We start from the raw sequence: 21,921 nt of genomic DNA on the forward strand, positions 1-21,921 counted from the left end.
CAGCTCCAGATCCAACGCAGTCGTACGGACCACCAACGTGACGGACGATGCGTCCGTCATCTGTCGCAGGCCGGCCATCATCGCGGCGACGCACCGCCTGCACGAATCGAACCGATCGGCGAGAATGTCCGCTGTCCTGCGACAACGGTGGAACCGCACCGCGCACCCCGCCGTCTCGTCGCGCTCGACCTGGCCAATCGCGCAGTTCAATCCCGTCACCCCACCGATATCGGAGCAGAACATGGCACTACGCACTCTCGGCACGTCGAACATCCAGGTTTCGCCGCTCGCGTTCGGCGGCAACGTCTTCGGCTGGACCGTCGACGAAAACGCATCGTTTTCGCTGCTCGACGCGCTCGCCGACACCGGCATCAACTTCATCGACACGGCCGACGTCTATTCGGCCTGGGCGCCCAGCAACAGCGGCGGCGAATCGGAAACGATCATCGGCAAGTGGCTCAAGCGTTCCGGCAAGCGCGAGCAGGTCGTGATCGCGACCAAGGTCGGCCTGCTTTCGACACGCGCGGGCCTGACGAAAGACAACATCCTGCAAGCCGCCGACGATTCGCTGCGCCGCCTGCAGACCGACTACATCGACCTGTATTTCTCGCACCGCGACCTCGCCGATACGGCCCCGCTCGAGGAAACGCTCGGCGCGTACCAGACGCTGATCGACGCGGGCAAGGTGCGCATCATCGGTGCATCGAACTACAGTGGCGCGCGCCTGCGCGAAGCCGCCGACATCAGCAAGCGCGACGGCCTGCCCGCGTACCAGGTCATCCAGCCCGAGTACAACCTGATCAACCGCGCCGACTACGAACGCGATCTCGAGCCGGTCGTGCGCGACCTGAAGCTTGGCGTCGTCAACTACTACGCGCTCGCGAGCGGCTTCCTGTCGGGCAAGTACCGCAGCGAGGCCGACCTGAAGAAGAGCGTGCGCGGCGATCGCGTCGCCGGCTATCTCGACGAACGCGGCCTGCGCATTCTCGTGGCACTCGATGCCGTGTCGGCGAAGCACGGCACGCAGCCGGCCGCGATCGCGCTCGCGTGGCAGATCGCGCGGCCGACGATCACCGCGCCGATCGCGAGCGCGACGTCGCTCGCGCAGCTCGAATTGCTCGGCGAAGCGATCCGCATCCGGCTCGATCAGGATGACATCCGCCAGATTGATGAGGCCAGCGCAACCTGAAGTCGGGGGCCGCAGGCCGGCGGTACCTGTCGGCAGCGCGTGGCGATACGCGCGCCACCTAGCCGAAAATCGCACTCGCGTTTTGACTGACACGGCCGCTTCCGTTGACCCAGCCGGACATCGATCGCACGTCCGGCCGCAACGCCCCGCTGCAAGCGTGTCGCGCACCGGCCCCGGTCTTTCACGGATTGACCGCGACATTCGACGTGCCCGAGACTGCGCCGCTCGGGCGGTCATTGGGAGAACGTCATGCCGGATACCAGCACGGGGATCGTCACGATCTCGACGCGCACTGTACGCGGCGCCGAGCGCGTCGACTTCTGGGTCGATCATGTCGCCCGCACGCTCGTGCGGATCGAATGCAGCGGAAAATCGTCCGAAGGCATCGACGCGATGCTGCGCAAGCGCGATCTCGGGCTGTTCAGCGCATGCGACATCGTCGCGAACCGGCACGCGGTCGTGCGTACGCCGCACAACATCCATGCCGACCAGCGCGACGCCGTGTTCATCTGCCTGATGCACGAAGGGCAAGGCTATACGTTCCAGGACGTCGACTGCATGCAGCACGCGTCGGGCGATATCGTCCTCTACGACACGTCGGTGCCGTACGGGCACGGCTTTCCCGCCGACATGGCGATGACCGTGCTCGACGTGCCGCGCGACGTGTTCGAAGCACGTGTCGGGCCGTGGCGCTACCGCAGCCTCGTCAAGATCGATCGCGACGACGGCGTGACATCGTGGGCCGTGCGGCAGCTGTACGCGCTGCTCGCCGCGCCGCAGGAGCCGGCGCCCGGCGCCCGCGAGCCGCGCGCCGTTGCGATACTCGAGCTCGTGCAGTCGATGCTGCGGCTGCGCGACGGCGATGCGTCGCCGACGAAGTCGACCGTCCACACGTTGTCGCGCGCGAAGGCGTTCATCGACAGCCATCTCGCCGACGACGATCTCGACAGTCAGTCGGTGAGCCGCGCGATCAACCTGTCGCCGCGCCAGCTCGCACGCGTGTTCGAGATCGAAGGGATGCCGCTCACGCGCTACATCCTCGCGCGGCGGCTCGAACGTTGCCGCGCCGACCTGCGCGACCGGTCGCTGAAGCATCTGACGGTCAGCGAAATCGCGTTTCGCTGGGGCTTCAACAACAGCGCGCACTTCAGCCGCAGCTATCGCGCACGCTTCGGCGAGACACCAAGCGACACGCGCGCGCCGGCCGACGCGCGGTAACCGGACGCCGCAAAACCCGCCACCCGCCGCCGTGTCCGTGCGAGGCAAGCACGGCGTCCGTCCCGGTCAAATGGGCCGCATATCGCTCGCTAAGCTGGCTTCCTGCGCGGCGGCACTCGTTCCGCCGCCCGACAGCAAGGAGAAGAAGCGGGATGGAGACATACGACCATATCGTCGTCGGCGGCGGTTCGGCCGGCTGTACGGTCGCGCATCGGCTGGTGAAGGCCGGCAGGCGCGTGCTGCTGCTCGAGGACGGCCCGAAGGACGACAGCCTGTTCATCCGGATTCCGGCGACGTTCATCCGCGTGCTCGGCACGCGGCGCACGGTCACGTTCGAAAGCGAGCCGCAGCCCGGCGCGGCGGGACGCAAGACCTACGTGCCGCAGGGCCGCACGCTCGGCGGCGGCAGTTCGGTCAACGCGATGCTGTACGTGCGCGGCACGCGCGACGACTACGACGACTGGGCCGCGCTCGGCTGCACGGGCTGGGGCTGGGACGACGTGCTCCCCGTGTTCAAGCGCGCCGAATCGCACCTGCGGCTCTCCGAGCCGTTCCACGGCACCGACGGGCCATTGAAGGTCGGCGACACGCGCTACCGGCATCCGCTGAGCCTCGCGTTCGTGAAGGCCGCGCAGGAAACGGGCCTCGCATACAACGACGACTTCAACGGCGCCGCGCAGCACGGCGTCGGCTTCTATCACACGACGATCTTCGACGGGCAGCGCGGCAGCACCGCGGCCACCTATCTCGCCGACGCGATCGGCCATCCGAACCTGCGCGTGCTGACCGGCTGCCGCGTGACGCGCATCCGGTTCGACGGCCGGCGCGCGACCGGCGTCGATTGGCGCACCGAAAGCGGCGCGACGGGTTCGGCGGCCGCGCGTGCCGACGTCGTGCTCGCGGCCGGCGCGCTGAGCACGCCGAAGCTGCTGATGCTGTCGGGCATCGGGCCCGGCGCGCACCTGCACGCGCACGGCATCGACGTGCTGCATGACAGCCCCGACGTCGGCGCGCACTACCAGGACCACCTCGAAGTATCGATCTACGGCTATAGCCATGCGCCGGTCAGCCTGTTGGGCGAGGATCGCGGGCTGAAGGCGTTGCGGCACGGGCTGCAGTGGATGCTGTGCCGCACGGGCCTGCTGACGTCGAACGTCGTCGAATCCGGCGCGTTCGTCGACACGACGGGCAGCGGCCGGCCGGACATCCAGTTCCACGTGCTGCCGACGCTCGTCGGCGACGTCGGCCGCGAGCCGCTTCCCGGCCACGGCCTGTCGATCAACCCGTGCCTGCTCAGGCCGCGCTCGCGCGGCTCCGTGCAACTGCGCGGCGACGATCCGGCCGCACCGATCCGGTTCGACAGCGGCGCGCTGTCCGACCCGGCCGACGTCGACGGCCTCGTGCGCGGCGTCGCGCTCGCCCGGCAGATCATCCGCGCGCCGTCGCTCGCGCGCATCGTTCGCGAAGCCGAGCCGCTGACCGATGCCGCACTTGCCGACTACGTGCGGCGCCGCGCGAAAACCGTCTATCACCCGGCCGGCACCTGCCGCATGGGCAACGACGAGAACGCGGTCGTCACGCCGCGCCTCGAGGTGCAAGGCATCGACGGATTGCGGATCTGCGATGCGTCGGTGATGCCGCGCATCGTGTCCGGCAACACGAACGCGCCGACGATCATGATCGCGGAGCGTTGCGCGGAGTTCATGCTGGCGGAGTGACGCGGCGCACGGGCGCCGCACTGCACTGCACTGAAAACAAAAACGGCGCGTGACACACGCGCCGCTGCTACCTCCACTGCCCGGATCAGCACTCCGCCGCGCGCGCCGCATCGCGCAGCGCCATCGGCGACGCGCCGTAGCGCTCGCGAATCGCGCGGCTGAAATGCGCCTGGCTCGAGAACCCCCAGCGGAACGCGATCTCGCCGACGCTCGTCTTGCGCAGCCGCGCATCCGTCAGCTCGCGATACGCGTGCGACAACCGTTCCGACCAGATGTGCTGCGTGATCGACTCGCCTTCGGCCGCAAAGAGCCGGCCGAGATGGCGCAGCGACAGCCCGACCGCATCGGCAACCGCCTGCGGCCCGAGCTCCGGCTCGCCAAGATGCGTCGCGATGTACTGCTTCGCGGTCAGCAGGTACGACAGCGACGCGCGCGATGCGCCTGCGCCGTTCACTTCCGCGCCGATGAGTTCCGCGATCAGCGTGCGCGTGTGCTCGGCGAACGCCGCGGCATCGCGCTCGACCGGATCCTTCATGAAGCGCTCGACGCTCGCGCGCAGCGTCGCGCCGAGCATCGCGCCCGCGCCCGGCTTCGGCGCGATCCGCAGCGGCAGCGCCGCCAGCTCCGCATCGAGCCGGTCGTCGAACGTCGCGATCGGGATATCGATCAGCAACTGCCGCATCGGCGTCAGGAATCCGAACAGATAAGGCACGCGCGTGTCGTAGACGACGACATCGCCGGCTTCCGCGAGCAGGCACCGGTCGCGCTGGATGAAGTACGCGCGCCCGCTCAGGATCTGGCATGCGAACAGCGATTCCTTCGGCAACTGGCGCACCAAAGCGGGGCTGCGCTCGATCACGTGATCCTGGCCGCTGATGTCGGCGATGCCGAGGCCCGGCAACGCGATGTCGGTCTTCTCGACTTCGAGCCCGGCCGGCGACAGCGACGAGCAGCGCAGGCCGACCAGCGTCGCCGCGTTGAACGCATCCCAGTACGCCATCCGGTCGCGCGCCGGCACGTCGGCCGTCGAGCCTCGCGTGCGTGAAAAAACGGTCGAATTCGTCACGTCGCCTCCTGCTGGCGCCCGTCGTACGGAGCGGCATGCATTGCGGAATTGGGGGATGGATCGTTTAAACGTCGTGCAGTGCGATGTCCGGCGCGGTCAAGCAATTCGTCCAGCCCAGTCAAGAGCGGCGCGCACCGGCTGGCTAAAGTCGAACCCACGACACCCATACACAAGGAGACAAGCCGTGGTCGACAAAGCCGTAGCCGAATTCTGGCAAAACATCCCGCCGATTGCCAATCCGTTCAAGCCCGATGCGCTGCCCGAGGCCTACATCGCGAACGCGGCCACCGACGACGAGCGCTATTACGTTCCGTTCACCGAAACGGTTTCGTCGCGGCCGCTGTGGATCTCGCCGTCGCAGAACAAATGGTGCGACATCCTGATGGCGAAGGAAGCGGGGCTGGTGAACCGGCACTATCACCCGCACGAGGTATTCGCATACACGCTGTCCGGCAAATGGGGCTATCTGGAACACGAATGGACCGCGACGAAGGGCGATTTCGTGTACGAGACGCCGGGCGAAGGCCACACGCTCGTCGCGTTCGACCATCCCGAGCCGATGCGCGCGCTCTTCATCGTCAAGGGGCCGCTGATCTGGCTCGACGACGAAGGCAACCCCGACGGCTATTACGACGTGCATTCGTACATCGCGATGTGCAAGGCGCACTACGAGAAGGTCGGCCTCGGCGCGCAGGCGATCGAGAAGCTGTTCCGCTGACGCGCGACGAGGCCCGCCATGACATCCCGCCCTTCCCCCAAACTCGCATGGACGTACGAGAACAGGCTGCTGCTGATTCTGTTCACGACGTTCGGCTTCGTGTTCTTCGACCGCCTCGCGCTGTCGTTCCTGTTCCCGTTCATGTCGGCCGAACTGCACCTGACGAATGCGCAGCTCGGCATGGTGTCGTCCGCGCTCGCGCTCACGTGGGCGCTGTCCGGCGCCGCGACCGGTGCGTGGTCCGACGCGCGCGGCACGCGCAAGCCGCTGCTGATCGCGGCCGTGCTCGGCTTTTCCGTGTGCTCGGCGCTGTCGGGGTTCGTCGCCGGCTTCGCGAGCCTGATCGCATTCCGTGCGCTGATGGGCATCGCCGAAGGCCCCGTGCTGCCGCTGTCGCAGTCGCTGATGGTGGAGAGTTCGACGCCGAGCCGCCGCGGGCTGAACATGGGCCTGCTGCAAGGCTCGGCCGCCGGCCTGCTCGGCGCGATGATCGGCCCGCCGGTCGTGATCGGCATCGCGACCGCATACGGCTGGCGCGAGGCGTTCTACGCATCGTGCATTCCGGGCTTCCTGATCGCTTTCTGCATCTGGCGCTGGGTTCGCGAAGTGCCGCCCGGCGGCGCACGGAATGCACAAGCCGACACCGTCGGCGCGGCAGCGGCGGGCGGCGCCGCGATCAACCGCTGGGCGCTGCTGAAGGAACGCAACATCCTGCTCTGCGTGTTGATCAGTTGCGTCTTCCTCACGTGGTTCGTCGTGGTCATCTCGTTCGCGCCGGTCTTCCTCGTCGACAGCCGCCATCTTTCGCCGTCCGACATGGGCGTCGTGATGACCTGCCTCGGCGCCGCATGGGTGTTCTGGGGCTTCGCGGTGCCGGCGATCTCCGACCGGATCGGCCGCAAGCCGACGATGATCGTGTTCGCGCTGGTCGCCGCCGCGTGCCCCGTCGCGATGATTCACGCGAATTCGCTGTGGGCGCTCTGCGCGCTCGTGCTCGCGACCTACACGGGCCTTGGCTGCTTCACGCTGTTCATGGCGACGATCCCGGCCGAAACGGTGCCGCCGCGCGCGATCGCCAGCGCGCTCGGGCTGATCATGGGCGCCGGCGAGCTGATCGGCGGCTTCGTCGCGCCGACCGTCGCCGGCTTCGCGGCCGACCGCTACGGCCTGCAGTTCGCGATGTGGACGTCGGCAACCGGCGCGATCCTCGCGGGCGTGCTGTCGTTCGGCCTCGTCGAAACCGCGCCTGCCGTGCTGCGCAAGCGCGCGCTCGCCGGCGCCGCCGCGAACCGTCTCGATGCGCAAAACCTCGGAGGACGCTGACATGCGCGCACTTCAATGGCATGGCCCGCGCGACGTCCGTCTCGTGGAAATCGACACGCCGCGCGCGGGGCCGGGCGAGGTGCGCATCGCGGTCGCCTATTGCGGCATCTGCGGCAGCGACCTGCACGAATATGCGGACGGCCCGCACGCGATTCCGGTCGACGCGCCGCATCCGCTATCGCGGCGCACCGCGCCGCTGACGCTCGGCCACGAGTTCTGCGGCACCGTCGTCGAAGTCGGCGCGGGCGTGACGACGCTGAACCCGGGCGACTGCGTCGCCGTCGAGCCCGAGTATCGCTGCCACCAATGCGCATACTGCCGCTCGGGGTCGTACAACCTGTGCGTGTCGATGGGCTTCGCCGGGCTGATGGGCGACGGCGGGATGGCCGACTTCGCGGTCGTGCCGGCCTACATGCTGCATCGGCTGCCCGACGGCGTCAGTCTCGAACAGGCCGCCGTGATGGAACCCGCCGCCGTCGCGCTGCATGCGTTGCGCCGCGCCGAACTCCGGCTCGGCGATACCTGCGCGGTATTCGGGCTCGGGCCGATCGGCCTGCTGCTGATCCAGCTCGCGAAGCTGCAGGGCGCGACGACCATCGTCGCGGTCGATGTGTCGCCCGAGCGCCTCGCGGCCGCCGCGCGTCTCGGCGCGACGCACTCGTTCAACGCGCGCTCGCTCGACGCGGCCGTGCTGCGCGATGCGATCCGCGAGGCGTCGGGCGGGCTCGGCGTCGATGCGAGCTTCGAGGCGGCCGGTTTGCCGGCCACGTTCGAAGCGGCGATGCACGCGCTGCGCAAGGGCGGCCGCGTCGTGATGGTCGGCCTGATGCCGCGTGCGGGCTTCGATGCGTTCCGCGCGGTCAACGACGAGCTGACCTTCACGGCAAGCGTCGGCTATCGGCATGCATACGAAGACCTGCTGCGCATCGTCGCGTCGGGCGCGCTCGACCTCACGTCGATCGTTACGCGCACCGTATCGCTCGAAGATGCCGTCGCCGACGGCTTCGACGCACTGCTCGCCGATCGCACACAGATCAAGATTCTGGTTTCCCCCGCGCAGCGGTACGCCCGCCGCGCACACACTGTCGGGAGCATCGAGCATGAGTCGTCCGTTGGCGTTTGAAGGCAAGACTGTCGTCGTGACGGGCGGCACATCGGGCATCGGCGCGCGCACCGCATGGCGGTTCGCGCAAGCCGGCGCATCGGTCGTCGCGCTCGGGCTCGACGCCGCCGGCCCGCATGCGCCCGTGCACGAGCGCATCCGATGCGTCGAACTGAACGTGATCGACAGCGATGCGCTGACAGGCACGATCGCCGCGCTGCCGCGGCTCGACGTGCTCGTCAACGGCGTCGGCATCAGCCGGCACGCGGACGAATACCGGATGGACCAGTTCGAGCTCGTGCTGAACGTAAACCTGACGTCGGTGATGCGCGCATCCGACGCCGCGTTGCCGGCGTTGTCCGCGCACGGCGGCAGTATCGTCAACGTCGCGTCGATGTACACGTACTTCGGTAGCAAGGACCGGCCCGCGTACAGCGCGAGCAAGGGCGGCATCGCGCAGCTCACGCGTTCGCTCGCGCAGGCGTGGGCCGAGCGCGGCATTCGCGTGAACGCGGTCGCGCCCGGCTGGATCGACACGCCGCTCAGCAGCGGGCTGATGGCCGACGGGCACGCGTCGCGGCAGATCCTCGAGCGCACGCCGCTCGGGCGCTGGGGCACCGCCGACGAGGTCGCGAACGTGATCCTGTTCCTGTGCTCGCCCGGCGCGTCGTTCGTCAACGGCGTGGTCGTGCCGGTGGACGGCGGGTATTCGACGGTATAGCGCTCAGCGCGCGGCGTGTCGGCGGGCAGGCAGCCGCTCCCGATGCGCCGTGCGCGACCCGGTCCCTTTCGGTTGCACCTGAATCCGGATCATTCAGGTTCGGGTTTTTCATATCAATCAGTAGTCCAATCAAAAAATATCCGACCCGATCGGAAACATGTGAGGAGCATTTGGAGATGACGAAAAAGACCCTTCTGGCACTCGCGGCCTGCGCGATTCCGGCGGCGGCGTTCGCGCAGAGCAGCGTGACGATGTTCGGATTGATGGACGCCGGCCTCAGTTTCGTCAGCAACGAAGGCGGTCGCGGAAACGCGAAATTCGACGACAACATCTTCTTTCCGAACCTGCTCGGTTTCGAAGGCAAGGAGGATCTCGGCGCAGGCACGCGTGCGATCTTCCGGCTCGTGAACCAGTATTCGCTCGGCAACGGCTCGATCATCGGCGGCGGGTTATTCGCGCGGCAGGCCTACGTCGGGCTGGAAAACGACCGCTACGGCAAGCTCACGCTCGGCAACCAGTACGAGTTCATGGTCGATGCGCTCGCCGCGAGCGGCAACGAGATCGCGCAGGATCTCGTCGGCCTGTACGGCTTCCGCAACGGGCCGTTCGACAAGCTCGCGCTGCCGAACAACCCGACCGGTGCGTTCGACTGGGATCGCGTTGCAGGCAGCAATCGCGTCGCGAACGCCGTCAAGTACACGAGCCCGTCGCTGTCGGGCCTGACCTTCGGCGCACTGTACGGTTTCGGCAACGTTGCGGGGTCGGTCGGCGCGAACAACACGGTCAGCGTCGGCGCGAGCTACGACAACGGCCCGTTCGGCGCGGGCGCGGCCTATACGAATCAGAAATACGGCGCGGCGGCGGGGCTGCCGCCGACCAGCGTACGCAACTGGGGGGCGGGCGTGCACTACACGCTCGGCACGGTCACGGGGAAGGCACTCTTCACGACCGTGCGCAACGCGCAGAACGGCGCGGGCGCGTGGTCGGCGGAGGCCGGTGCGGCGTGGCATCCGTCGCCTGCGTGGGTGGTCGGCACGAGCTACACGTACATGAAAGGCAACGACACGCTCGACAACGCGCATGCGCATCAGATCCTGGCGGCCGTCCAGTACTGGCTGTCGAAGCGCACGATGGTGTACGTGGCAGGCGTTCACCAGCGCGCGAGCCACGGCAGCAACGCGCTGATCAACGGCGTGATGGATGCGAACGGCGCGTCGAGCGGCGCGCTGCAGTCGATCGCTCGGGTCGGGTTCAGTACGCGGTTCTAGGTTCCAGCCTGTCGGCAAATCCTGCCGGCGATCCGCGGCCGGCCTGTCCGGCCAACTGCAGGACGCAGGTTCCGGCGACGCTGGTATATCCGTGTACCGGATGCGGGATTCACATGCACGCGCCGCACATCTCGTCACGCGTGCACTGTAACCACGTGTAATCGATTCGCGGATCAATTCCTCGTACGCTGTCGATGCTCTTCCACGCGCCCGATTTCTCCGCAGGCGCTGCTTCGCAGGATGGGGAGAGATGCCGGCGCCGCGGGCGTCGTCGCTCAACAGAGTGTTCTTCAACGATAAAACGTGAAAGGAACTGCCATGTCTCATACCTTGGATAGCTTCAAATTCATTGACGTCCTGATTGCGTTCGATGTCCAGGAGATTCTGAAACAGAACAACAATACGCTCGGCACGACGCCGGATAAGGCGACCCCGCTCGGGAACAACCCCGATACCGTCTACATGATCACCCCGCTGGCGGATGCGGCGTCTGGCTTTGGCCAAGGCTCGGTGCAAGGTATGTACCAGGGCGAGGGCGGCAGCAACTTGATGCTCAAGGCCAACGTCAACGACATGATTTACTGGCGCACCGTGTCGCTGACGGACACGGAAAACTACAAGTGCTTCCTGTACAGCATCCAAGCGATCAGCGGCAACCTTCTGGGCTATGTTTCGCACATGACCGAGAACACCACCGAGCCTTACCCGGCACAGGGCTGGCCCGACAACAACAGTGTGAAAACAGAGCTGCGCGCGGACTACTGGGCGCAAGCCACCGTGCTCAGTCCCGGCCAAGAGACCTATGCGTTTGTTGCTGCCGTTTACGACCGGCACGCGCACCTGAAGGGCTACGTCACCTGGAAGGCTTACCTCGCCATCAGCCACGGGTGATCTCGAACCGGCGCCTCGACAAGACCGCGGCGTGATCGGCGCGAGGCGCCCGGCAGCACCGGGCGGGAGCAATCGGCCCGCCCGCCGCTTTCCGCTGGCGAAGCCATCCCGCCGCGATGAAACGACAACCGGTCAAGTCACAGAAACAGCAGCGCCGGATTCAGTTCCTGTTCGCCGCACGGCTGCGCGCGCCATCCCAGTGCCACCGGAACCGAGTAAAGCCGTCGCGCGCCGAAACGCGGCCAGAAATGGCACAGCCCCGGCGCGATGACCTGCACCACGGATAAGCCGATGTCGGGCCGCGTCTTGTCGACGACGAGCACGTCCATGCCGGCCGCCGCGATGCGCCCGACGCAATGCGCGAGCGCCGCCGGCAACGACTCAGCGTCGCTCGGCCGCCACGTCGAGCGCGTCGTGCAGCGCACGCCGTTCGCCGGATACAGAAATCCGGTTGCCGACAGTTTGTCGCGATCCCACGGGTGCGGCGCCTCCGCTGCGACGTCGAGCAACTGGTTGACTTCGGTCAGCGCGCGCTGCACCGCGATTCGGCCGTCCGGATGGCAGCCGAAGCCGATCGAGAAACGCCCGTCCTGCGGATTTTCCGCCAGAGCGGCCACGGTCGGCACCCCGAGATCGGTAGTGATGTCGAGCCCCCACAAACGCCACCCGAACGTCGCGTATTCGCGCACGAGCGCATCGAAATACGGATCGTCGAAACTCGCGAGATCGATGCCGGGGCGCGGGATCCGGTTGTACCACCAGATCGCGACCGCATCGCGCTCGATCAATTCGAGCATGCCCTGCAAAATCGCCTCGTCGACGTTCGATCCCGCCGCGCAGCCGTTGGGATTGTGCACGCATGCGGCATGCACCCGCGCACTGTCGGGCGTTTCCGCATAGCAGTAGCTCAGCGGCACGAGATGGCGCTTGCCGGTCACGAGCGACCAGGCCGGCGTCCAGTCGATGACGTCGCGCGCGGTGAAACGCGGCGGCACCTGCTTTCGAACATCGCGGGTCAATGCGTTGATCGCGTCGCGCGCGTCGAATTGCCGTTCGCTGAACTGCTGAAGATCGTTCACGTGAATCGGTAGGGCATCGCATGCCGGATCGGCGAGCAGGCTTTCCATGCTTCCCGTCAACGTCGCCTCGTCGCCTTGATACACGCTGCTGAATCGTTCGAGCGCCTCGCATAGCGCGCTCACGCGGGCCTGATCGTCGGTGCGGCCTTTGCCCGAGCAGATCCTGTCGAACCGGTTGCTGCCCGGTACGGCGGCCGGGCACACGAGAAAACCCGACGCATAGACCTTGCGCAGGCCCGCGTGTCGCTTCGGCATCGGGTGCAGATACGCGATCGCGCCGCTGACCGGCGATATCAGATGGGCATAACGCTCGAACACCTGTTGCGGATCGGCGGTACGGTAGCCGCCGTCGGCGCGCGCCAGCGGCGCATGATCGGCGAGTTGCGGCGCCCGCGCCGCCTGCTCGCGCATCCATGCGGAATTGCCGCAGCACGGGCATTGCGGACGCTTCAGCACGCGGTGCCGCTCGGCGGCCAACGTGTCGGTGCGCTGCGCCACGATATGCGTTTCCAGCCGTTCCGATGCCGTGCGGCTGACCGCGATCTGCTCGACCGTCGCCGCCACGAGCGCCGCCGCTGCTGCTGCCCCGGCACGCGAGGCGGCCGGCGGCAGACGCGTCGCGTCGCTGCCGTGATGGCGCGCAAGCAGCGCCTCGACAGGCCGGTTGATGCGAATCCAGTAGCGCACGCATTCGATGCACGGCGCGTCGGCCAGCGCACCGCGGCCGGCCAGCAACGGCCCGATCAGCGTCTGCACGCCACCGGCCGCCACGACGAGCAATGCGCCGCCGCGCGCCGCCGCGCGGGCGGCGCACGCGGCGAGATCGTCGCGGTCGTGCGTATCGGTGATCGCGACGGTCAATTCGGCGTCCGGCACGACATCGATGCCGGCCGTGTCGAGCGCGCGCCTGAGCGCCGCATCGTCGGCGCCGAACGCCTCGACTGCGACGCGCAGTTGAGCGACGCGCGCACAAGCCGCGTCGCCGTCGAGTCCGGCGCGCTCGAAGAAACCACGCGCCGCATCGTCGTCGTGCGGCGCGTCGGCGCGTACGTACCCGCGGCGCACCAGATGATCGAGCCGCGCGAGCACGTCCCATTCTCCGAACGTGCCGCCAAGCGATGTCACGATCTCGGCGATCGACATCCGCGCCCGCAAACAGGCGGCGATCTGAACGAAGATCGCACCGGACAGCATCGCGCGTTTGAATTCGTCGACGACGAACAGCGTCTCGGGGCCCGCATCGAGCACGAGCAAATGCGGTTTGAAGCGCAACACGCGCGAAAGGTCATCAAGCATCGTCGGGTTCCGTGCGGCGGGTAAAAAAACATCGCGTGCCCCGGACAGCCGGCCCGGGGCACGCGACGGTGCGCGGCTCGGCCGCGGCAGGTCAGCAGCAGGTGAACAGGTAGCTCGGCCCGGCGTCGCAGTAGGCCGCGAGCGCGACGGCCTCTTCGTCCAGGTTCGTCGGTTGCTCCGGTATGCCGACCGTCATCACGTTGCGCGGCAGGTTCCAGCTACCGCTGCCGTTTCCGTGGCTCGTCCAGCCATGATCGCCGCCCGTTTTGACGACCTCGATGTCGATGATCCACGGGCACTGGTAACCGAAGTATTTCGCGAGCGTCTCCAGCGGCTTCTCCAGCAGCTCGCCCTTGAACTCCGGGTTCCGCCACGAAAGCGCGATCGCACGCAGATAGACCTTCTGAAACTCCAGCATCGATTCGAGCGTCGGATTAGCGTTGTCCTTTGCCATGTCGGTTTCCCCGAGGTCATTCCATGATGGTGATGTGGTTCGCGTTGTACGCGGCCAGCGCCTGCGCGAATTGCGCCTCGTCCGCCGGTGCGGGCGGCAGAAACAGGGTGAGCTTGTTTTTCCGGCCGCCCGTCCAGTCGCCGTTGACGCCCGGTGTCCAGGCCGACGATTTGGTCTGCACCTTCAGGTCGAGGCTGAACGGAAAGTGATAGTCGAAATGCTCGCGCAACGCGTGGACCGGATCGGCCTCGAGTTCGTCGAGAAACGCCGGGGAATGCCACGCGAGGGCGATCGCCCGGATGACGGTTGCCCGGTATTCGAGAAACTGTTCGTACGTCGGTAATCGAAGATCCTTGCTCATCGGTATGTTCTCCTGATTGACGAATGGAACCACTTACGGCAACGACTGCAACATCGCTTCGGCGAGCCTGGCAATGCGGCCCATGCCCGCCGTTGCTGCGACTTCGCATGCACGCCGGCACGCGGCCAGCGCGGCCACGCCGCCGCATCGCGGATCGGCCTGGCGCAAGTACTCGGACTTCTTCAGCAGCAGCTGTGCTTCGTAATACCGTTCTCCGGTCGACTCGCACCATGCGAGACACTGCTCGATCTGCGCGAGCGCGGCGTGGTAATCGCCGCGCCCGGCGTCCAGCTCGGCAAGCAGCGACGCATAGTAGGTCAGGCCGAGCAGGCCGCCCGACCGCCGCTGCGCATCGAGATGCGCGATGATGCCCGCACGACTCCCTTGCGCCCACGCATGAATGATCGCGGCGTAGTGCTCGACCGCGCGCAGCCGATGCACGTCCGACAGACGGAGAATCGCTTCCGACAGCGTTCGGGCCGCGTCTCGATCGCCCGCCAGCTGGTGCGTGCGCGCGAGGTACATCATCGTGACGCCGAGCGTCGGCAGATGATCGAGGCAGGTCGCGCAATACACCGCGTCGCGCGCCATCGCGAGCGCGGCTTGCGGATCGTCGTCCATGCACCAGCGCACGCTCGCGAGCGACGCCATCGTCCACGCGCGCGTATCGAGCCCCAGGATGCGCCGATGATCCGCGTCGCGCCGCACGTCGTAGCCGGCCAGCACCGCGTCGAACGCGGCGCGGGCGCGCGCATAGTCGCCGTCGACCCACAGGCTCATGCCGCGCATCGCGTCCGCCGCGACCTGGACGCCGGCATCGCCGCGCTCGGTCGCGAGCGCGTCGAGCCGCATGCCGATCCCGCGCACGGTGGGACGATCGCCGGCGACGTGGTAGTAGGTCGACAGCGTCCATAGCGCGCTGATCTCGAGCTCCGGGTCGTCGAGCGTCTGCATCTGCCGCAACAGTTGCTCCGCATGCTCGCGCACCTGCGGATCCGCCCAGCCGAGCCGCGCCATCATCGCGTGCGTCAACGTGGCGCGGATGCGCGCGCTGTCGTGCTCGCGGTGCGCGTAGTCGGCGTTGCCGAGCCAGTCGAACACGGCCTGCCCGTAGCGGATCGCGTCGTCGTACCGGGAACGTTCGAGTGCGCGGCGCGCCGCGTCGATGCCGTGGGCGATCGCGTCGGCGAAGGCACCCGCGCGCGCGAAGTGCCCGGCGACGCCGAACGCATGCGCACCGGCGCCGCGGTCGGCTTGCGCGACCAGCGCGCGGCCGACGCGGGCGTGGTTGCCGCGCCGCACGGCGGGCGGCATCGATTCATAGGCCGCATCGCGAATCAACGCGTGGCGGAACGAATAGAACACGCGATCGCGCCGATGTTGCGCGTACACGATCCGCTCTTCGAGCAGCAGCCGCAGATGCGCGTCGAGCGTGACGCGATCGTGCGGCGATGCGTCGGCGAGCAATTGCGCATCCACCTCGAGCCCGATGGTCGCGGCGAGCTGCGCGGTGTCGCGCGCGTCGTCGATCCGGTCGAACACAAGACCGAGCATGCCGCCCAGGCTGAGCGGAAGCGGATAAGGATCCGTTGCCCGCAGCCCCGCGAGCGCGCCGTCCGCGCCGTCCGCGCCGTTCATCATCAACTCGCGCGCGACGGCCTCGATGAACAGCGGGATGCCCGCCGTGCGCTGGGCGAGCTGATCGAGCCAGGCTGGATCGAGCACGCCCCGGCCCAGACACGCCGACATCAGGCGCTGCGCGTCGTCGCGCGGAAGGCGGCGCAGCACCACGCGTTCGGTCGTGCCGCGCCAGCGCCCGAGCTTGTCGGGGCGTGACGTAAACACGATGCCGAGCGCCGCCGCGTGCGGCGAGCGCTGCAGGTACGCAAGAAAGTCCTCGGTCGAGCGATCGATCCACTGGACGTCCTCGACAACGAGCAGTACCGGCGCGCCGTTGCCGAGCGACACGATCAGTTGCCCGAGGACGTCGAACAGCGCGTGCTGTTCGCGCGCACTCGACCACAGGAACCCCTTCGCATCGCAGGGCAGCCCCAGCCAGGTCGCGAGCGCGACACGGGCCGCCGCGTGATCGCATTCGAGCGGCGCGATCATGGCGTCGATCGCCGCGAGCGCGGGACCGGCCGGGCTGTCGGCGTCGATATGCCAATGCGCGCCGATGAATCGCAGGATCGGAAACAGCGCATGATTCTCCCGCTCGGGCAGGCACCCGCAATGCGCGAAGGCGTGGCCCTGAATCCGGACAGCCTCGCACAACTCGTGCACGAGGCGCGACTTGCCGATTCCCGCGTCGCCGACGACGAGCCGCGGCACACCGTGCGGCGCAGGCTCGCCGCGCATCACGCGACGATGCCGCGCGAGCGTCTCCCGCCACGCGCGCAACAGCGCGTCGAGTTCGCGCGTGCGGCCGACCATCGGCGCCCGCATGCCGGCGTCGAGCGAATCGAACGGCGTATCGGCGCGACGCTCGCCGAGCAATTCATGAACCGGCTGCGGCACGAGGCCCGCCCGCGCCAGCCGCAACGAGGTCGGCCGATAGTCGGCATGCCGTTCGAGCGCAAGCCGCGCATCGTCGCTGATCAGGATCTGCCCGGGCCCGGCAAGCCGCAGCAGCCGCGCCGCCGCGGCGGGCGTCGAGATGCCCGACATGCGCGACGCATGAGCGAGAACCTGCCCGACGTGAATCGCGGCGGCCACTTCGACGCGCCAGCCTTCGCCGCCGGCCGCTACCGACGCCGGCAGCCGTGCGCGCTCGGCCACCCGCACCATGTCGAGCGCCGCGGGGGCCGGGCGGGGCGCCGGCCGGGTGATGTCGCCGTGCAGGCCGAAATGGAACAGCAGCGTGTCGCCGAGCCGTCCGTCGACCTGCGCGCCATAACCGACGGCGATGTCGGCGCACTTCGTCAGCCATTGCTCCTCGTAGCCGTCGAGCAAGTCGCCGTGATCGGTTCCGGCATGGCGCCGCAGCCCCTCTCCGGAGATCGTCACGCAACAGCACAGCGTGGTGATCTGACGGTACTCGCCCACCGTTGCGATCGTCTCGCTGCGCGGCGCGAACGGGCGCGGACGCGTCTGCCCGCTTGCGCGGCCGGCATCGAACTGGCCGACGAGCGCGGCGAAGTTGAGCGCGCGAAACGGCTCTGCGAGTTCGTCGGCCGACGCGGCGCGCTGTTCCGGATTCTTGCTCAGCGCACGCCGCAATACCGAGCCGAGCGGATGCGACGCGATCGACCGAGGGAGCGCGACATCCACCGGGCTGAGCTGCTGATAGAGAATGTCGGCCACGCTCGCGCCGTGCATGACGACATCGCCCGTCAGGCATTCGATCACGATCAGGCCCCACGCATACAAATCGCTCCTGGGCGTCGGCGGCTCGTTGCGCAATTGCTCGGGCGCGCAGTAGGGCGGCGAGCCGAGCACCTCGGTCGCCAGCGTCGAAGTCTGACGCGCGATGTCCTCCGTGCCGGGCAGCAACGCGCCGATGCCGAAATCGAGAAGCTTCGCGTGCGGCCCGTCGTCGGCCATCGTGATCGCGATGTTCTGCGGCTTCAGGTCCCGATGCACGATGCCCCGCCGATGCGCGGCCGCGAGCGCGTCGAGCACCTCCGTCATCAGCCGGCCCGTGTCGACGGCCGACAGCGGCCCCTGAGCCGCGAGCCGATCGCGCAAGGTCCGGCCCTGTACCAGCTCGAATACGGCGAACAGCCGGCCGTCGGGCGCTACCCCCTTGTCCAGCAACGCCACGATGTTCGGGTGCCGCAGCGCTTCGCACAGGCTCGTCTCGCGCTGAAAGCGCACACGCTGGCGCGCGCGCTCCGTCGCGGTACGCGCGGCGTCGTCCCGCATCAGCTTGATCGCGACGTCCTGCCCCGTCTCGCCGCAGGTCGCGCGAAACACCACGCCATTGCCGCCTTCGCCGAGCAGTGAGCCGAGCCGGTAATGCCACTTGCCGGCAAGTTCCGCGAAAGGCGCGGCGCTCTGGCGGGGTTGCCGGGGTTCAAGTGCTTCCGGCACGACGGGCGCGCGGGACACGGTCGGCAACACGGCCGGTTCTCCCGTGCTCACGAGTAATGGGCGACCGGGTCGGGCGCCGGACGATGCACGCCGATACGCGGCAGGGCGGCCGGCACCGACTGGCATTCGAGATGCTCGCCGCGCATGACGCGGAACGGAAACTCGCCGAACCGGACGCTGCCGCGCCGGCGCTCGACGAGCTGGCTCGCGTCCAGCCCCGGCAGGGCCGCAAACTGGCTCCGGGCGCGGTGAATCTGCACGTTGACATGGGACGTGTCGATGCCGAGCATGCGCGCCAGCCGGTCGAGTTCGATCCAGCCTTGCGTGGCGGCGTCGTAGCCGGCCTGCATGTCGGCCGCGCGCGCCCGGGCGAGCGTGACGAGACTGTAGTGATGGGCGCGCTCGCCGAGGTCGACCACGCCGCCGCGGACATGCAACAGCATGCGCACGTGCTCTTCGTCGCGGCTGACGAAGAATTCGAGCAATTGCGCCGGCGCGGCCGGATCCGCGGGCGCGGCGAGCATCATTGTCGAGCCGTTGCGCACGACCGCCAGGCGCCACGTGACGTCGCCGGTCGATACTTCATCGCCGTCATGAAGCGCGCGCGGCGGCAACGTATCGTCGCACAGCCATTCGCCGGCCGGCGACCGGACGATCGTGACCGGCTGCGCGGCGCGTGTGGCCAGGATCTGGCGCGGCGCGAGCACGATCGGATGCGCGGCGCCTCGTATCGGCCACAGCGTATCGGCCGGATCGTCGAGCGCATCGACGCGCCATGGCGCGATACCCGCCCTGCCGAACCGGATTACGTCGCCTGGCTGAAGCACCACGTGCTCGCCGTGGCGCAACGGCACGCCCGAAACCGACGTGCCGTTGCTGCTGTGATCGTGGAGCTCCCACCGCCCGCCGATCCAGCGGATATGGGCATGGACTCGGGACACCGACGCGTCCCGGATGACCGTGTCGCAGCGCGCGGCATCGCGGCCGAACACGTGATAGGCGCGGAGCAGGCACGCTTCTCCGGATGAATCGTTCTTGAGTATCGCCATGGTCGCCCCGCGTCGGATTCGCCCGGATCGCTCGAGTGACGCATCGGCGCTGCCGGGCGAGCGATTGATTCAATGATCGCGAACAATATCGACTGTTCGCCGCCTCGTTACCTGATTTCTCGTCAGCTTCCTTTCGAATCGTTGCTCATCCGGCACCTGTTATTTCGGTCAATTGAATGGTCGACTGTTTTGTTGTTTTAATATCGAGCAACTTGTTGAAAATCCTGCCAAATAAAATCACGCGCCGCAACCGGAATACTCAATCACGGGTTTTATATTGCAATGCTTTACAATTTTCGATGAATTTTCGGGTTGCAAATAAAGGGTCGAAAATCTTCATCGACGCGCAAGCCATGGCCGACGTGCGTCGCATGGATGAGATCACATTGAATGACGGGGCGGATTTAAACACCTTTGCCGCCGCGGAAATTTTGTTTGATGAACCGAAAATAAATTAAATCATTTCAGTTATTTAAATAATAACCTTTGGCGTTTTGGTAATCGGCATTACTTCATTTATTGCGACATGCCGATGTATCAACGGCGAAAGTCTTGCGGTGTCATCGACAGGCAAATGAGGGTCGGCACGGCTGTGTCTCATGATCGATTGCGTCAACGACTGGGAAAGCGCACATGGCGCCCCCGGTCCGATCGTCAGGATCGACTCGCCAAAGAGATTGAGAGAACGCATCGACGGGAATTCTCATCGCAAGCAGACGGACGCGGACGCCCTCCATCCAACCCCAATAAATCCCTCTTGACGCCCTATCTTTCGATATATATCTTTAGATATGTTTTACGACATACAGGACACGATCATGCGACACACCCCCTCCCGCGGCCATGCCCGATGCGACGGTCATGGTGCGCATGCCCGCCCTGACTGGTTCGCCGGTCTCTGGTACGCGATCGGTCGCCACCGTCGCGGCCACGATCCGTTCGGCGGCGGCCCGTTCGGCGGCCGTGGCGGGCGCGGCGGCTTTGGCGATTTCGGCGACGACGGCATGCCGCGCGGCCGCCAGTTCACGTCCGACGATCTCCAGCTGCTGCTGCTCGCGCTGGTCGCCGAGCAACCGAGCCACGGCTACGAGCTGATCAAGGCGCTCGACACGCGTTCGAACGGTTTCTACAGCCCGAGCCCCGGCATGGTGTATCCGGCGCTCACCTATCTCGAGGAAGTCGGCTTCGTCGCATCGCAGGCGGAAGGCAATCGCAAGCGCTATGCGCTGACCGACGCCGGCCGCGCGCATCTCGACGCACAGCGCGAACGCGTCGACACGCTGTTCGCGCGCCTCACGCACCTCGCACGCAAGATGGAATTCATGCGCCGCGCGTTCGCCGGGGAATCGGCGGGCAACGAAGCTCAGGACGAATCGCAGGCCGGCTGGCTGCCGGAGTTCGTCGAGGCGCGCGTCGCGCTCAAGCGGGCGCTGCTGCACAAGAGCGCCGCCGGCCCCGACGAACAGCGCCGCATCGCGGCAATCATGCGCCGCGCAACAGCCGAAATCGAAGGCGGCACCGGCGCGTAATCCGCGCCGCCCCGTCAAACATCAGGAGAACGGATTGATGCAGAACACATCCGAGCGCACCGTGACCCGCGTGCGCCATACCCTCAAGTTCCGCCTGCTGCAGGTACTGCGCGTACATGCCGTGACGCCGCATCTGCTGCGCGTTACGCTCGGCGGCCCCGATCTCGCGGATTTCGAATCCGCATCGTTCGACGATCACGTGAAGGTATTTTTCCCGCCGCCCGGCGCCGAACGGCCCGCGATGCCGACGCTCGGCGCGAACGGCCCCGAGTTTCCCGAAGGCGAACCGAAGCCGGTCGCGCGCGACTTCACGCCGCGCCGCTTCGACCATGCCGCGTGCGAACTGGATCTGGAATTCGTGCTGAACCATCCTGGCCCCGCGTCGCAGTGGGCAGCGCAGGCGCGCGTCGGCCAATGGCTGGGTATCGGCGGCCCGCGCGGTTCGTTCGTCGTCCCGACCGGTTTCGACTGGCACCTGCTGATCGGCGACGATACGGCGCTGCCGGCTGTCGCACGGCGTCTCGAGGAACTGCCGGCCGGCGCGCGCGCGGTGGCCGTGCTGGAAGTCGCGGACCGCACCGCGCAGATTTCGTTCGATACGCGCGCCGACGTGCATGAAATCTGGCGCTTCCGCGCGGAAGCCGACGCGGCGGACGGCGACGTGCTGCTGAATGCGGTTCGCGACCTGCCGCTGCCGCCGTCCGGCGACGGCTACGTGTGGGCGGCCGGCGAAGCGCTGTCGATGCGCGCGGTGCGCCAGCACCTGACCGGCGAGCGCGGCGTCGACAAGTCGCGCATCCGCGCGGCGGCCTACTGGAAGCGCGGCGCGGCGGCCGTGCACGAAACGCTGGAAGATTGACGCCACGGGCATACGGGCATACGGGCATATGGGCATACGGCATACGGG

Annotated in this window: 18 protein-coding genes; 12 read left to right on the forward strand and 6 right to left on the reverse strand. The window is 67.4% G+C overall.

Annotation, left to right across the window (positions count from 1 at the left end):
- The first annotated feature begins 241 nt into the window (after positions 1 to 241).
- The 3 genes from ACPUER_RS04015 (at position 242) to ACPUER_RS04025 (ending at position 4,125) form a co-directional block, all read left to right on the forward strand.
- Positions 242 to 1,189 (forward strand): aldo/keto reductase, encoded by a 948-nt coding sequence (locus ACPUER_RS04015; RefSeq protein WP_425130410.1) that lies wholly within the window; start codon positions 242 to 244, stop codon positions 1,187 to 1,189.
- A 249-nt stretch (positions 1,190 to 1,438) separates the two neighbouring features.
- Positions 1,439 to 2,407, forward strand: a complete 969-nt coding sequence (locus tag ACPUER_RS04020) for a helix-turn-helix domain-containing protein (RefSeq protein WP_425130411.1) — start codon at positions 1,439 to 1,441, stop codon at positions 2,405 to 2,407.
- Between the two features lie 152 nt (positions 2,408 to 2,559).
- Positions 2,560 to 4,125, forward strand: a complete 1,566-nt coding sequence (locus ACPUER_RS04025; RefSeq protein WP_425130412.1) for a GMC family oxidoreductase — start codon at positions 2,560 to 2,562, stop codon at positions 4,123 to 4,125.
- Between the two features lie 85 nt (positions 4,126 to 4,210).
- On the opposite strand, the gene ACPUER_RS04030 is transcribed toward ACPUER_RS04025, so the two are convergent.
- Positions 4,211 to 5,191, reverse strand: coding sequence for a helix-turn-helix domain-containing protein (locus ACPUER_RS04030; RefSeq protein ID WP_425130413.1), 981 nt, complete (start codon positions 5,189 to 5,191; stop codon positions 4,211 to 4,213).
- A 184-nt stretch (positions 5,192 to 5,375) separates the two neighbouring features.
- Here ACPUER_RS04030 and ACPUER_RS04035 point away from each other — a divergent pair, with 184 nt between their 5' ends.
- From ACPUER_RS04035 to ACPUER_RS04060, 6 genes are all read left to right on the forward strand, one after another.
- Positions 5,376 to 5,909, forward strand: a complete 534-nt coding sequence (locus ACPUER_RS04035; protein ID WP_175959843.1) for a 2,4'-dihydroxyacetophenone dioxygenase family protein — start codon at positions 5,376 to 5,378, stop codon at positions 5,907 to 5,909.
- 18 nt (positions 5,910 to 5,927) lie between these two features.
- Positions 5,928 to 7,232: an MFS transporter gene (locus tag ACPUER_RS04040; protein ID WP_425130414.1), complete on the forward strand. Its 1,305-nt coding sequence runs from the start codon at positions 5,928 to 5,930 to the stop codon at positions 7,230 to 7,232.
- Position 7,233: 1 nt separating this feature from the next.
- Positions 7,234 to 8,355, forward strand: coding sequence for a 2,3-butanediol dehydrogenase (locus tag ACPUER_RS04045; protein WP_204422171.1), 1,122 nt, complete (start codon positions 7,234 to 7,236; stop codon positions 8,353 to 8,355).
- On the forward strand, positions 8,333 to 9,055 hold the full coding sequence (locus tag ACPUER_RS04050) for an SDR family NAD(P)-dependent oxidoreductase (RefSeq protein ID WP_425130415.1): 723 nt from the start codon (positions 8,333 to 8,335) through the stop codon (positions 9,053 to 9,055). Before ACPUER_RS04045 ends, ACPUER_RS04050 begins: the two co-directional genes overlap by 23 nt.
- A 176-nt stretch (positions 9,056 to 9,231) precedes the next feature.
- A complete protein-coding gene (locus ACPUER_RS04055) occupies positions 9,232 to 10,323 on the forward strand; it encodes a porin (RefSeq protein ID WP_425130416.1) in 1,092 nt (363 codons plus the stop codon).
- 318 nt (positions 10,324 to 10,641) lie between these two features.
- Complete coding sequence (locus ACPUER_RS04060) at positions 10,642 to 11,214, forward strand: AidA/PixA family protein (protein WP_175959848.1); 573 nt, start codon at positions 10,642 to 10,644, stop codon at positions 11,212 to 11,214.
- Positions 11,215 to 11,351: 137 nt separating this feature from the next.
- Here ACPUER_RS04060 and ACPUER_RS04065 read toward each other — a convergent pair whose 3' ends face one another.
- The 5 genes from ACPUER_RS04065 to ACPUER_RS04085 all read right to left on the reverse strand — a co-directional run bounded on the left by ACPUER_RS04065 (position 11,352) and on the right by ACPUER_RS04085 (position 19,485).
- Positions 11,352 to 13,589: a TOMM precursor leader peptide-binding protein gene (locus ACPUER_RS04065; protein ID WP_425130417.1), complete on the reverse strand. Its 2,238-nt coding sequence runs from the start codon at positions 13,587 to 13,589 to the stop codon at positions 11,352 to 11,354.
- 91 nt (positions 13,590 to 13,680) lie between these two features.
- Positions 13,681 to 14,043, reverse strand: a complete 363-nt coding sequence (locus tag ACPUER_RS04070) for a BMA_0021/BMA_0022 family TOMM bacteriocin (RefSeq protein ID WP_425130418.1) — start codon at positions 14,041 to 14,043, stop codon at positions 13,681 to 13,683.
- Between the two features lie 16 nt (positions 14,044 to 14,059).
- On the reverse strand, positions 14,060 to 14,404 hold the full coding sequence (locus ACPUER_RS04075) for a BMA_0021/BMA_0022 family TOMM bacteriocin (RefSeq protein ID WP_175959851.1): 345 nt from the start codon (positions 14,402 to 14,404) through the stop codon (positions 14,060 to 14,062).
- 33 nt (positions 14,405 to 14,437) lie between these two features.
- Positions 14,438 to 18,487: a TOMM system kinase/cyclase fusion protein gene (locus ACPUER_RS04080; RefSeq protein WP_425130419.1), complete on the reverse strand. Its 4,050-nt coding sequence runs from the start codon at positions 18,485 to 18,487 to the stop codon at positions 14,438 to 14,440.
- On the reverse strand, positions 18,484 to 19,485 hold the full coding sequence (locus ACPUER_RS04085) for an FHA domain-containing protein (protein WP_425130420.1): 1,002 nt from the start codon (positions 19,483 to 19,485) through the stop codon (positions 18,484 to 18,486). The genes ACPUER_RS04080 and ACPUER_RS04085 overlap by 4 nt, the downstream gene beginning before the upstream one ends.
- Before the next feature lie 215 nt (positions 19,486 to 19,700).
- Between ACPUER_RS04085 and ACPUER_RS04090 the strand changes: the two genes are divergently transcribed.
- The 3 genes from ACPUER_RS04090 to ACPUER_RS04100 all read left to right on the forward strand — a co-directional run bounded on the left by ACPUER_RS04090 (position 19,701) and on the right by ACPUER_RS04100 (position 21,873).
- Positions 19,701 to 19,943, forward strand: coding sequence for a hypothetical protein (locus tag ACPUER_RS04090; protein WP_425130421.1), 243 nt, complete (start codon positions 19,701 to 19,703; stop codon positions 19,941 to 19,943).
- A 360-nt stretch (positions 19,944 to 20,303) separates the two neighbouring features.
- Complete coding sequence (locus ACPUER_RS04095; protein WP_175959854.1) at positions 20,304 to 21,014, forward strand: PadR family transcriptional regulator; 711 nt, start codon at positions 20,304 to 20,306, stop codon at positions 21,012 to 21,014.
- Between the two features lie 37 nt (positions 21,015 to 21,051).
- Complete coding sequence (locus ACPUER_RS04100) at positions 21,052 to 21,873, forward strand: siderophore-interacting protein (RefSeq protein WP_175959855.1); 822 nt, start codon at positions 21,052 to 21,054, stop codon at positions 21,871 to 21,873.
- The last annotated feature ends 48 nt before the right edge of the window (positions 21,874 to 21,921 follow it).

Origin of the sequence: Burkholderia sp. DN3021, assembly GCF_049805555.1 — a bacterium.
Classification (GTDB): domain Bacteria; phylum Pseudomonadota; class Gammaproteobacteria; order Burkholderiales; family Burkholderiaceae; genus Burkholderia; species Burkholderia pyrrocinia_C.

Excerpts from the sequence above, each read along its gene's own strand:
- ACPUER_RS04045 (WP_204422171.1), top strand. The coding sequence starts at position 7,234 with ATGCGCGCACTTCAATGGCATGGCCCGCGCGACGTCCGTCTCGTGGAA.
- ACPUER_RS04100 (WP_175959855.1), top strand. The coding sequence starts at position 21,052 with ATGCAGAACACATCCGAGCGCACCGTGACCCGCGTGCGCCATACCCTC.
- ACPUER_RS04065 (WP_425130417.1), bottom strand. The coding sequence starts at position 13,589 with ATGCTTGATGACCTTTCGCGCGTGTTGCGCTTCAAACCGCATTTGCTC.
- ACPUER_RS04085 (WP_425130420.1), bottom strand. The coding sequence starts at position 19,485 with ATGGCGATACTCAAGAACGATTCATCCGGAGAAGCGTGCCTGCTCCGC.
- ACPUER_RS04020 (WP_425130411.1), top strand. The coding sequence starts at position 1,439 with ATGCCGGATACCAGCACGGGGATCGTCACGATCTCGACGCGCACTGTA.
- ACPUER_RS04075 (WP_175959851.1), bottom strand. The coding sequence starts at position 14,404 with ATGAGCAAGGATCTTCGATTACCGACGTACGAACAGTTTCTCGAATAC.
- ACPUER_RS04055 (WP_425130416.1), top strand. The coding sequence starts at position 9,232 with ATGACGAAAAAGACCCTTCTGGCACTCGCGGCCTGCGCGATTCCGGCG.
- ACPUER_RS04040 (WP_425130414.1), top strand. The coding sequence starts at position 5,928 with ATGACATCCCGCCCTTCCCCCAAACTCGCATGGACGTACGAGAACAGG.
- ACPUER_RS04070 (WP_425130418.1), bottom strand. The coding sequence starts at position 14,043 with ATGGCAAAGGACAACGCTAATCCGACGCTCGAATCGATGCTGGAGTTT.
- ACPUER_RS04015 (WP_425130410.1), top strand. The coding sequence starts at position 242 with ATGGCACTACGCACTCTCGGCACGTCGAACATCCAGGTTTCGCCGCTC.
- ACPUER_RS04025 (WP_425130412.1), top strand. The coding sequence starts at position 2,560 with ATGGAGACATACGACCATATCGTCGTCGGCGGCGGTTCGGCCGGCTGT.
- ACPUER_RS04060 (WP_175959848.1), top strand. The coding sequence starts at position 10,642 with ATGTCTCATACCTTGGATAGCTTCAAATTCATTGACGTCCTGATTGCG.
- ACPUER_RS04095 (WP_175959854.1), top strand. The coding sequence starts at position 20,304 with ATGCGACACACCCCCTCCCGCGGCCATGCCCGATGCGACGGTCATGGT.
- ACPUER_RS04050 (WP_425130415.1), top strand. The coding sequence starts at position 8,333 with ATGAGTCGTCCGTTGGCGTTTGAAGGCAAGACTGTCGTCGTGACGGGC.